Source organism: Pseudofrankia coriaricola, from assembly GCF_032027725.1.
GTDB lineage: Bacteria > Actinomycetota > Actinomycetes > Frankiales > Frankiaceae > Pseudofrankia.
Genome location: NZ_JASNFO010000018.1, coordinates 1 through 11,509, shown reverse-complemented (window position 1 = coordinate 11,509; position 11,509 = coordinate 1). Strand labels below are relative to the sequence as shown.

The 11,509-nt window shown below is 75.3% G+C and carries 7 protein-coding genes; 3 read left to right on the top strand and 4 right to left on the bottom strand.

Annotation, left to right across the window (positions count from 1 at the left end; translation table 11 throughout):
• Positions 1–306 precede the first annotated feature (306 nt).
• Positions 307–1,140 (bottom strand): helix-turn-helix transcriptional regulator, encoded by an 834-nt coding sequence (locus tag QOZ89_RS10460; protein WP_241842294.1) that lies wholly within the window; start codon positions 1,138–1,140, stop codon positions 307–309.
• 781 nt (positions 1,141–1,921) lie between these two features.
• Between QOZ89_RS10460 and QOZ89_RS10455 the strand changes: the two genes are divergently transcribed.
• Positions 1,922–2,233 (top strand): hypothetical protein, encoded by a 312-nt coding sequence (locus QOZ89_RS10455; RefSeq protein ID WP_071053072.1) that lies wholly within the window; start codon positions 1,922–1,924, stop codon positions 2,231–2,233.
• Positions 2,234–2,519: 286 nt separating this feature from the next.
• Here the strand turns inward: QOZ89_RS10455 and QOZ89_RS10450 are convergent, their stop codons facing one another.
• The 3 genes from QOZ89_RS10450 to QOZ89_RS10440 all read right to left on the bottom strand — a co-directional run bounded on the left by QOZ89_RS10450 (position 2,520) and on the right by QOZ89_RS10440 (position 8,190).
• A complete protein-coding gene (locus QOZ89_RS10450; protein WP_312623638.1) occupies positions 2,520–6,665 on the bottom strand; it encodes a LuxR C-terminal-related transcriptional regulator in 4,146 nt (1,381 codons plus the stop codon).
• A gap of 215 nt (positions 6,666–6,880) precedes the next feature.
• Positions 6,881–7,180: a DUF4193 family protein gene (locus QOZ89_RS10445; protein ID WP_071053069.1), complete on the bottom strand. Its 300-nt coding sequence runs from the start codon at positions 7,178–7,180 to the stop codon at positions 6,881–6,883.
• Between the two features lie 599 nt (positions 7,181–7,779).
• Complete coding sequence (locus QOZ89_RS10440; RefSeq protein WP_397428717.1) at positions 7,780–8,190, bottom strand: GroES family chaperonin; 411 nt, start codon at positions 8,188–8,190, stop codon at positions 7,780–7,782.
• A 277-nt stretch (positions 8,191–8,467) separates the two neighbouring features.
• On the opposite strand from QOZ89_RS10440, the gene QOZ89_RS10435 reads away from it, so the two are divergent.
• Both QOZ89_RS10435 and QOZ89_RS10430 read left to right on the top strand, forming a co-directional pair.
• On the top strand, positions 8,468–9,136 hold the full coding sequence (locus tag QOZ89_RS10435) for a hypothetical protein (RefSeq protein WP_071053067.1): 669 nt from the start codon (positions 8,468–8,470) through the stop codon (positions 9,134–9,136).
• Between the two features lie 222 nt (positions 9,137–9,358).
• Positions 9,359–11,326 (top strand): hypothetical protein, encoded by a 1,968-nt coding sequence (locus tag QOZ89_RS10430; RefSeq protein WP_131804176.1) that lies wholly within the window; start codon positions 9,359–9,361, stop codon positions 11,324–11,326.
• The last annotated feature ends 183 nt before the right edge of the window (positions 11,327–11,509 follow it).

Below are 11,509 nucleotides of genomic sequence, written 5' to 3'. Positions count from 1 at the left end.
TCCGGATGGGTGCCACGGGCATCACCCTCGCCGGTCGGCACACAGGCAGCGGGCGGCATGCGCCGCGCCGCCGCCGGACCGATTGCCGCCGGCGGGCATCCAGGACGGCTTTCGGCCCTCAGCGCCCGCGGGCGTCCGGCCCGGCCGACGACTCCCGACGGCCTCGGTTCCAGGACGCGCCCGGTGTCGTCCGAGGGCACCCGTCGCGGCCACTGGCCGAGCACCGGCCGCCGCCTGACGCCTGGCACGCCGGCACGGCCACCCGGCGGTCTCGCGGCCAGCGGCCCGGGACGCGCCCGGGGTACGTCAGTCCCGGCCAGGGCCGGCGATGACCGGCGAGGTAGACGGGCCCATCTCGCGCTGCCAGGCCAGGGCCAGCTGAGTCCTGTTGGCGCAGGACGTGGCGACAAGTGCATGCGTCAGGTGGTGCTTGACCGTGTCAATGCTGATGCACAGCGCCTCGGCGACCTGGCGGTTGGAGTGGCCCTCGGCCACCAGCCGGACCACGTCGCGTTCCCTGGCCGACAGCTTCGCGGTGACGGCGGGGCCTGTGTTCGCGCGGACATGGAATCGCAGGAGGTTGCCCAGGTGGCGGCCGAGCACCGCGGCGACCGCGCGGTCGCGCGCCCCGAAGGCGCCGGGCCGTGGGTCCAGCAGGGACACCACGGCACCGATGTTCGCCGGGCCGGCGAGACGCAGGAGAAGTTTGGAGTGGATGCCGTGCGCGCGCAGGAAACGCTCCATGCGCATCCGGATCTCCGGCCGTACCGGGTTGCCGATGTCCTCGAGCGTGACGACACCCCGTTCGTGCATCAGCCGCAGGCTCTCCGGGTCGGAGAACGCCTCGAGCCCGCGATAGCGGTCGAGGAAGGGGCCGGCCATCCGCAGCGCGAGCCCTCGCCCGGCCGGTCGCTGGTCCTGGAACGCCGCCTCGAGCGACGGGCCGAGGAAGAACGCGGAGTTCCGGTAGCCGAGGTGGCGGGAAAGGGCGTCGAGCGTGGCCTCCCGAAACGCCGGCAGCGTAGGGGCCCGTTCGCAGTCCTCGACGACCCGGAGAATGCCGCGCAGTTCGGCCGCGCCGAGCGCGAGATCCCGCGGCGGCTGCGCGGCGCGGGGTGCCAGCTGAGTGCGAGCGGGCATTCCGGCGCCCCCGGGGCCGGTGGCCTGAGCGGGGGTGCTGATTCCGGGGGGCCGCGTGGAGTGCCCGGGGGACGACGAGTTACGCCCGACCGCAGTGTTCCCGATGGGTGCGTTCGCTGGCGCCGTGGCATGCCATCGGGCCGCGGTGTCCAGATGTTGGGCTGGCCCACGCAGGACCGCGGATGGTGTGTCGATTGTCACCGGTCTCGGCTGGCGACGAACCGGAGAGATTCCGCCCATACCGTCCAGAACGGTATCCCTCACGCCATCAAGCATGCGGTCTGCCACGCCCGCCTCCGGATCCGGTCGACACCCTCGTTACTTGTCGGTAACGGCGAAGTCGCCGGAGTATTACCGACCAAGCTGGACATGTTGGGTCAGCGTAGGGCCCCCTTCCGGGGCACGCTAGACGGTGGCCGGGACTTTTTACCTCTTGCCAACTTCAAGGGTCAGTCAGGAGATCCAACTAGGGACTAAAGTCCCGTGAGAGCGCTCTCTATCTATCGATAGTGATCGGATGGTAGCTTTCAGTAGCTGATGATCGCCCCTCTATTACCCGATAGTGCTAGTCACGCTCCGCACACATGGGCCATTTCCGAACTAGGGGCGATAAGTCCACGCCACCCAGCCAATCTCCTTCACACTGTGTAACCGCTAGCTACCGAGGGTACGGAACCCGACGACACGGTCCGCCCGGTCCGATCCGTTCGGTCGGCCGGCGGCGACCGTGCCCGCGCGTCGGCTCGCACCGCCGGCCGCGGCCCGAGAGGGGTGAGCAACGGTGACCATCGGCTCGTCGATCCTCATGATCGTGGCCGGCGCGATTCTCCGGTACGCGGTCACGTGGCACATCCACGGCCTGAACCTGCCAGCGCTGGGGCTGATCCTGGCCATCGCGGGCATCATCACCCTGGTAATACGGCTTATCTGGCTGTTCAACCCGGACCTCGGCGGGCAACGGCCACCGACGGATCCGCCGGCCGAGTTCGGTGGCTGGCCGGTCAGCCGCTCGCCCGCGCCGCCGCGGGGCCAGGCTTCGCCGCCCGCCTCCACCGGCCCCCACGGGTGGCGGCCAGAAGATCACGCTGGGTAGGCAGCCTCCCTGAGCACCGCCGCGCGAGAGCCGCCCGCCTCGCGGACACCCCGAACCGGGCGGCCTCCTGGCACGGTGTGAGACCGGGTCGTTCAGGCGAGAGGCGCGTCCCGGTCCGGCCCATCGACCAGCCACGGACCTGGCGTCCGCCCAGAGCCGCCGGCTCCGTGATCCGGTGGCCGGCCCGGCCGGTCTCGGCCGGCCCGGCCGGTCTGCCAAGAGCACTCCCGGATCCGCCGGGAGCACTCCGCGGGCCCGGTGCGGGACCGACGCCGAGGAGACCGCTTCAGAGCAGGTGCAGGGCACGGGCACGGTGCACCGCGTCCCGTCGCCTGGCCACGTCGAGCTTGCGGTAGATGCTCTTCAGGTGCGTCTTCACCGTGTTGACCGAGACGTACAGCTCGGCGGCGATCTCCGCCGTCGTCAGCATCGTAGGCAGGTAGCTGAGCACCGCCAGCTCCCGCTCGCTGAGTCGATCGGCGCCCCGCCCGGTCCGAGACGGCTGCTGCCGCCCGCCCGGCTCCTTGCCCGCCGGCCGCGGCCGGCCGCCGGGCGACGCGAAGTGGCCTCCGGCAGCCGGCTCGGCCGCCTGGCCGGTCCCGGATGGTCCGGGGACCCGCGGTGCCCGGCTCACGGCGGCGGGCCGGGCGCCGGGCACGGCCAACGGCTCGGGTGAGCGAGCCGGCGCGGCCGGCCGGACGGCCGATGGAGCCTCGGCGGATGTCCCGGCGGGGGCCGCCCAGGCGCGGTCCTCCTCCGCGCCGCGGGCGGCCAGCTCCGGGGCGGCTCCAGGCGTGGCCGCCGCCCCAGGTACGGCGGAGGCGGGCGAGGAACGGCCGGGCTCCACGCCGCTGGCGCCGGGCCTCCCCCCGCCACGCGCGGTGGCCTCGGGCAGACGCGGCGACGCGGGCGCGCCACCGCCGCTGCCGCTGGCGACGCCCGGCGCCCGGCGAGCGGCGGGCACCGCTACCGAGCGCGGGCGGCCCGCGGGCTGCGCGCGCCCGGCGGCCACCACCGGTTCCGCCGGCCGGCGCCGCGGCTCGCGGGCGAGCCCCGCCCGCAGCGCGGCGACCAGTTCGGGCGCCGCGTCCGACAGGCCCGGGTGCGCCTCGGTCAACGCTACGACCTCGGGGCCCAGCTCGAGAAGGGGGCGCACCAGCGGCTCGTCCTGGGCGAGCGCGAACGCTCGCGCGAGCAGGCCGCCGGCCTGCGCCCCGTCTCCACGGCGGGCCGCCGCGAGCGCGCTGACGGCGCAGGCCCCGACCACACTCGCGACGCCCCCGCCGTCGGCGCGCAGCAGCGGGGCGACCGTGAGCGCCGCGGCCGCGGCGTCGCCCTGGGCCAGCTGGGCACGGCCCCTGGCGAGCCGCGCGGCCGAGCCGTCCCGCCGCCCAGCCGCCTCGTCGCGCTCCAGCAGCCGCAGTGCCGCGTCCGGGTTGCCGCCGGCCACCAGCAGGTCGGCCTGCGCGGCCTCGCGCAGCGCCAGCAGCAACGCCGGCCCCTCGCGGGTCGGGACCGCGCCCAGCGCGCGCCGGGCCGCCCGCAGGTCGTCGGCTCCACGCCGACCCAGGTGAAGCCACGCGCGCAGAACGTTCGCCAGATCCGGCAGCTGGCCAGCCTGGCCAGGGCCGGCGGCGCGAGCGGCCTGGTCCACCCAGGCAAGCCCGCGCTCGGCGTCTCCCCGGTAGCCGGCGACGACCGCGAGCGCCAGCAGAGCCTCGACGGCCCCGACCGGCGCGGGCGAGCCCGCGAGCCAGGCCACCTGCCCCAGGTCGCGCCAGCCGGGGTCGCGCTCCTCGTGGCCTCGCGCGTCCAGGCCGCCCGGCTCCCGCGCGCGCGGCGGCGGGGCCCACTCGCCGGCGTCGCGCGCGGCTCGGGCAACCGCGGACGGCTCGGGCGGGGACGGCGCAGGCGAGGACGAACTGGACGAAGGCGGCGGGGATGTGGGCACAGGCACGGCGCTCGGCTCACCCGGCTCGGTGCCTCCCGGGGCCGCGCGGCCCTCCGGTCCCGTCTGGTCCTCGCGGGCGGTCCACGCCGGCCGGGACGGGCCGACGGCCCACCAGTCGTCTCCGCGAGACGAACCTGACGCGCTCGGCGCGACGCCGAGTGACCCACCCATGGCCGCGAGTGCAGCGGCGGCGGTCTCCTCCGCCAGGCGCAGCCGCCCACGCAGCGCGGATCCGAGGGCGAGAGCGCCTAGGCAGCTCGCCGTGGCGCCACCCAGCCGGGTCCGGCGTGCCTCGGCGAGTGCCGTGCGCAGCGCGTCTTCGGCAGTCTCGAGCCGGCCGCGCCACAGCTCGGCGCGGCCGCGAGAACACAGGGCGAGCGGGCGCAGCCCGTCGGGCAGGCCGTCGGCCGGCCCGGGCGGCGGCGCTGGCCTCGTCCGCAGCGCCCGGCGCGCCGCGGCCATCATGGCGTCGACGTCGCCGGCCAGCTCCGCGCGGCGCAGCTCCACGGCCTCGATCGCCATCAGCAACGACCGCCGCACCGCGCCGGCCGCGCCGTCGCCCGCCCGCTCGTGGCCGGGTCGCCCCGCCCAGGCCGCGGCCGCGGGGACAGCCGCCGGGCCCGCGCTCGCCCCTGCCCGCGCCCGGTCCAGGTGCTCACCGGCCACCACGACGTCCCCCGTGAGCACCCGGGCAAGCGCGGCGACCGTCGCACACTCGGGGCCAAGCGCGGCGGCCCGGTCCGGGTAACCGGTCACCAGCGCGGCCAGCTCCGGCAGGTCGCCCTGCAGGATGAGCGGCACCGTGCCGCGAGCGACCAGGCAGGCGAGGTAGCGCCAGTCGCCGGCGCGCCGCGCGTGCCGGGCCGCGTCGACGAGCCGGCGGTTCGCCGCGTACCAGAGCGCGGCACGCAGGTTGAGCTCGGCCTCATCCTCGGTCGGGTCCCTGCGCAGCGCCTCTCGCAGCATGCCGCGCAGCAGCTGGTGGTAACGGAACCACGGTGCCGCCGCGGCGAGATCCGTGGACTCGGCCGGCTCGGCCATCTCGGTGTCGGGCGTGGGCGGGAGCGTCAGCTGCGTCGCGAGGATGTCACCGGCGGCGAGCTCGGCGAGCAGCCGGTCCCCACCGCCGCGCTCCGCGACGACCGCCTCCGCCAGCGGGCCGCACACCTGGTCGAGCACGCTGGTGCGCAGCAGCAGCGGGCGCACCGGCGCGGGCAGGGCGGCGAGCGCCTCAGCTCGCAGATACTCCGCGACAGGCGCGAACGCTCCGGATGGCAGCGCTGGATATGCCAGCCTGCCCTGCCCACCGTCCGCCGTGTGCGCGCCGCCGTGATCTCCTGCCTCCGTGGGGCCGGGCGCGTCACCCACTGGCCCAGCCCCGGCCGCCCGGAAGCCGGCCGCGTAGCCGGCCGGACCCGGCCTCGACGCCAGGCCCGCGGCGGCCAGCCGGAGCCCCGCGGCCCAGCCTTCGGTGACGGACAGCAGGGCGGTGCCGGCGGCGGCCGGTGCGCGCAGCGCAGCGAGCAGCCGGGCGGTCTCCTCGGAGTCGAACGCGAGCAGGTCGGGACCGATCTCGGTGAGCTGGCCCGCCGCTCGTGCTCGATGGGTGGCGACCGGTATCCGGCGGCCGCACAGCACCAGCCGCGCGCCCGTCAGTTCACCGGCGAGCAGGTGCAGGCCGGCGATGTCGGCCTCGTCGCGGACCAGCCCGAGATCGTCGATGATCAGGACCAACGGTGCTGGGCGCCCGCGCGACAGGACATCGGCCAGGTCGCGGCAGAAGCGGTCCGCCGAGGCACCCGGCGGTGGCGGGCACAGCTCGCTGAGCCCCTCGTCCAGAGCGGTCTCGGGATGGCTCGCCAGCGCGACGAGCAGGTGCTCCCACAACGATGGTCTGGCGGCGGGCGGCCAGGGACGGCCGGCGGGCTCCGGCCAGCTGGCACGGGACGTGGCCGGCCGCGCGAGGCCCCGTTCCCGCTCGGCGTGTCCCGGCAGGTGCGCCGCACCGCTGGGCGAGCCGGTGGCGGGCGCCGTGTCGACGGGCATGACGTGAGTGGGAAGGAGGTCGCCGGCCGCGGCCTCGCCAGGAGGGGCACCTCCCGAGGCGGTGTCCACCGAGGCCGCCGGGTCCGGCCGAGTCCCCCACGCGGGGCTGGCGGCCGGGTCGACACGCAACCAGACGATCGGAAGCGTGTCCCGGCGCGCGAGGTACCAGGAGGCGACCAGCGTCGTCTTGCCGCTGCCCGCCGGGCCGCGCACGACGGTCAGCGCCCGCCCGGCGCCCTGGTCGAGGATCTCCCACAGCCGCGGGCGGGGCACGAATGGCACCGGCAGCGCGGGCGGGGAGAGCTGGCCGCGCAGCGGCGGCGGGCCGCCGCCGGCCGCGTCACCACCACCGTGGCCGGCGCGGGCCGCGATGCCGGTCCGGACGTGCTCCGCGCCGGCGGACCTCACGCCCGCGCCCTTCCCATCGCCCGGCACGCCATCACCCCCAGCTCCCACCGTACGGTAGCTGGAGTTTCACTCTCTGTCGCGAGCACGTGTCGCCGACGGACACCTTCCTCTACCGGCTGGCCAGGCTGGAAGGTGCGCGGCCACGACGCTGCCACGACAAGGCCACGCGGAGCCGGAGGCCTGTCAGGCGGCACCGGCCAGAGGCCGCGCCGCTATCGCGAACCCGCGAGGCCGCGGGTCGATCAGGCCGCGCAGTCCGAGCAGACCGTACGGCGAGCGTCCGCCAGCTGGCTGCGGTGGTGTATGAGGAAGCAGCTCGTGCAGGTGAACTCGTCGGCCTGCCGCGGCAGCACGCGCAGGGCGAGCTCCTCATCGCGCACCTCGGCGTCAGGCAGATCCAGTTCAGTCTCCAGGGCGTCCACGTCGTCGCCCAGGTCGGCCGCGGCGCCAACGCGCTGCGCCTTCAACGCCTCCAGGCTCTGCTCCTGAAGATCATCATCGTCCGCGTCGGCACCACGCCTGGCGTCGAAGTCGCGAGCCATGCCTCTCCTTCCCTCCAGTCCAAGGGGTCGGCCTTCCACTGACTTCCGGGTACCGGCGAGGCGGGCCGACCCGTCCCCTCCTCGCCAGCCGTCATGCCGGCCGGCGGGCGGTCTATCCGCCCCGCCCGCCGGCACCGTCGCCCTCCCACTCAGGCGCCCCCGCGGCCAGGCCCGACGGCCCGGGCTCGCGGGTTCCCGCCGTCCACGACAGGCCTCGATACCCACCAGGCCTCGTATCTGAACGGGATCGGTTGGTCACAATACGCAATGCCATCGGCGCGGGAGCGTCCCGGCGCCGCATGTCCACATTTCCCCGTGCCTGTACCGCCCGAGCGAGACCGGCGAGGCCGTTCTCGCCAGCCGTGACCGGCGACGGCGGGCCTCGGGCCGCCGTCGCCCGCCTCGATCATCAAAGCCGGTGCGAAGGATACGGGACGGGCCCGCCGCGGGCCAATTCCGCGGTGGTCCTATCGGTGTCTTTCCGGCCACATCGTGGACGCCCAGCGACCTGTCGGCGAGGTCGGCGATCTGGAGAGAGCTGTAGATATCGGCCTGAAGGCAGCGGCCGGGCCTGGAGCCGGGCCTAGAGGGACCCGGGCCTAGAGATAGAGGCCGGTAAGACCGTCATCCAGGCGCTCGGCGGCCACGGCGTGGATGTCGCGCTCGCGCATGAGCACATAGGTCGAGCCGTGGAGCTCGACCTCGGCGCGGTCCTCGGGGTCGAAGAGCACGCGGTCACCGATCTGGATGGTGCGCACGGCCGTCCCGACGGCGACGACATCAGCCCAGGACAGACGCTTACCCATCTGCGCGGTCGCTGGGATGACGATGCCAGCCTTCGACCGCCGGTCGACCGAGTCCTCCCGCGGCTCAACAAGAACACGATCATGTAGCAGTCTGATCGGCAGCGAACCGGCGCGCATGTCGACGCCGGCCATGCCGCCGATGCCGTTTACACCGCCGGAAAGACTCGTCACCCGCGCGACATTACCCCTAGCGGGCCCTTCCATCCGCCGTCCCCTATGACCCACATCTCCTCGCGCTCCCAGGAAGCGCCGCCACAGGCGGTACACACCCCCTGAACGGGGCGCTGAAGCTCCCCGGATGAGGAACACCTACCCAACGCGGTATAAGCTGCCGCCCATCACCCGGAGTTGGACACTTCCACATCGGGGCGCGGGCAAGCACCCGCGGGCGACGGGCCTGCTAGGCGGCCCGGCGCGGGCGGGCGGTCGCGCGAACAGGCGGCCCGTCGGCATGACGACTGCTCACGGGACGGGGCACAGCATGGCACTGCGGATCAGTGTGGACCTGGACGGCCTGCGCTGGGCAGATCTGTTCCGGTTCGTCGACCTTGCCCGCAACGGCGGCATCGGCCCGGACGACCAGGTCGACGTGATCACCTACGGCAGCGACCCGATGTCGGTCAGCCTGTCGGCGCGGATCTTCCCGCAGACCGACGGTTTCCTGTCGCCGGAGCAGGACGCGGGCGCGGGCGCCGACGCGCTGCGCTCCGCGCCGCTGTCGATCAGCCCCGCGCCCTCGAGCAACGGCTCCTCCCCGTTTGGCTATGACGGCGGCACGGAGCGGGCCCCTTCGCAGGGCGGCGGCGCGCACTACCCGTCGTTCGACGGCGCGCCCGAGCGGCCGAGTACTCCGCCGCCGACCGGTATGCCGAACTACCCGGCCTACGAGGCGCCGGCAGACCGCGGCGCGCCCTCCGGCCAGGGCGGTGGCCACTACCCGTCCTTCGACGGCGGCCAGCCGGACCGGCTGCCCGGCGGCGGCCCGTACGCCGGGTTCGAGCCGGCATTCGACCGCGGCCAGCCCGGCAAGGAGATGCCAGGCGCGCCGAACCCGGCGGACAGCCCGTACATCGAGGAGTTCGCCCGCCTGCAGGAGGGCCTCATGCGGCAGGTGCGCCGCGGCGACGAGGTCCGGCCCGAGCGCGCGTGAGACGACGGTCCCGTCATGCGGGCCCCGGCCGCGGCCGCGCAGGGGAACACCCGCGGGATGCCTCACGGGGCTCGCCGCCCGGCGTCCGGCATGGATGACAATGCCCGGCATCGGTAGGCGAGAGCGCCGCGCCGCCGCCTGGTGCGCCGGCGCGGTGGCTCATGATCCCTGCCCGGGTTCGCGGGGTGCCGCTCGCGCGGCGCTCCGCTCGATGGTGCATGCTTGACAATGATGGAGGATCAGGACGTTTCCGACGTCGAGCGCTACTTCGGTCGGCTGTGCTCGGAACTTGACATGATCAAGAGCGGTCCGGTGCTCGCCGGGCCACGCACGATCGAGCACATCCGGTCCCTGCTCGCGCTCATCGACCTCCACCAGCCAAACGAGTTCGAGGTCTGCCTCGGCTGCGATCGCCTCTGGCCATGCGCATCCGTCCTCGCCGTGACGGGCCTGCCCCCCGAGCTGCGCGCGGTCGACCAGGAGGTCGCCGCCCCCCGCCCGCTTCCCGACACGACGCGGCGCTCCCGCCCCGCCGCCACCACCGGCGCGTTCGCCACCACAGGCGCGTTCGCGACCACCGGTGCGCAGCCACAGTCCGGGGCGCACTTCGCCGCCCCGGCGGGGATCGAGGCACACCCCCAGCCGGCCACGCGCGGCGCCGCGCCGATTCCGGTGCCGGCCGCCCAGCAGAGCTCCCACACCGCAAACCTCCCAGCAGACCTCCCAGCAGACCTCCCAGATTGGCTTCGCCAATCCGGCAGGGACCCCGGGCTTCGCCAGCCTGGCAGGAACCCTGGCGCAGATCCGGCGGGAACCTCTGGAGGGCAGCCCGTCGTGGCGCCCGATGGCCGCCTCATGCCGGGAACGTTGCCCGAGCCTCCCGCGCCCCGCCCCGTCGGCGCCCCGTCGTCGGCGACCGAAGGCCGGGGCGTCCTGATCCCGGCGGCCTCCCGGCACACTCCGTCACCGGCGTCCCCACCGCCCACCACGCCACCACCGCCGTCCTCACCCCCGCCGTCAGCGCCGCCGCCGATCACCGCGCGGCCAGGCGGCCCCGACCGCGGCGCGCCCGCTCCCGCACCGACAGGGCCGATGCCGCACATCCCGCCGCCGGGCGAGAGCTATCCGGCGTTCCCGCCGCCGGAGGCAGCGGCCAGTGCCAACCCGGCGTTCCCCCCGCCAGGGACGACGGCCGCTGGTCTCAGCTTCCGACCGCCCGGAATGACCGGCGCGCATCCGATCCTGCCTCCCCCGGGGATGACTGGCGCCGTACCGGTCTTCCCGCCACCCCCCACTGACGAGGCGCCGTTCCAGCCAGGCCGCGACGGGAGCACCGGCGCGCAGCCGCGCTACGAGCCGCCGGTCGCCCAGCCACGGCAGCCGTCAGCCGGCATGCCCCCGGCGCGGCTCCAGCCGCCAGGTCAGCCTGCCGGCGGGCAGCTGCCCGCCGGGCCGAACCGCCCCTCCCCGCGGCCCACGGGATACCAGACCAGCACGCCGCCGCCGCTCCACCAGCAGGGCGGGCACCTGCCCCCCGGTATCCCGTCGCCGCCGAGCACGCCACCCCCACCTCCGGGTACCAGCCTGCCCGGGCTGTCCGCGCCGCCTGGCGCGCCCGGCCAGCCGAGGGTCCCCGGCCAGTCGATGGCGCCGAGCCAGTCCGGGCCACGACCCGCCACCCGGCCCGGGTACCCGGGAAGTGCGTCGGCCGGCCCAGGCGCCCCCGGCGGCGCGTGGCCTCACCAGGACGCGCCCGGCCAGCCCGGCCAAGGCCGGGGGGAGCGGCTCACGCCATACCCGCCCCGTCCTGAGCAGGGGCGGCCGGACCCCCCTTACCCCACCGACCCGCAGGGCCGGCCCGCCAGGCCAGGTGGCCCGCCCGGTCCGGTGCCATCCGCTCAGCCAGGCGGCGGAGCCGGCTCGTTCGGGGGTGTCGGCGCCGCGGGCGGCCTGCCGGGATCGATCGATCCGCGGCTGCGCCCGCAGGCCGGGCCGCCCCGCGGCCAGAGCCGCTCGATCTCGGCGCCGCCCCCACCGCACCGGTCGATCCACACCGACAGCGTGGACCCGGTCACCGGCCGCCCGAACGACCCGACGGCCCGCCGCCTCGGGCCACCCGTACCCGACGACATCACCCCGGAGTGGATGTCGCGGCGCGACCCGATCCTCGACGGCATTGACGTCATCTAGGCGGCGGCCACCCGGTGCCGGGGCCTCGAGGCCCCGGCACCGGGTGCAACCGCCGAGACCCGCCCGGCGGTCGGACCGCTCAGTGCTTCTGGAGACAGGCGCCTCCGGAGGCGCGAACGAAGAGCATTTTCGCACCTCCTTCGGCCCTCTAGGGCTTCTGGAGACAGGCGCCTCCGGAGGCGC

Excerpts from the sequence above, each read along its gene's own strand:
- QOZ89_RS10460 (WP_241842294.1), bottom strand. The coding sequence starts at position 1,140 with ATGCCCGCTCGCACTCAGCTGGCACCCCGCGCCGCGCAGCCGCCGCGG.
- QOZ89_RS10435 (WP_071053067.1), top strand. The coding sequence starts at position 8,468 with ATGGCACTGCGGATCAGTGTGGACCTGGACGGCCTGCGCTGGGCAGAT.
- QOZ89_RS10440 (WP_397428717.1), bottom strand. The coding sequence starts at position 8,190 with ATGGAAGGGCCCGCTAGGGGTAATGTCGCGCGGGTGACGAGTCTTTCC.
- QOZ89_RS10445 (WP_071053069.1), bottom strand. The coding sequence starts at position 7,180 with ATGGCTCGCGACTTCGACGCCAGGCGTGGTGCCGACGCGGACGATGAT.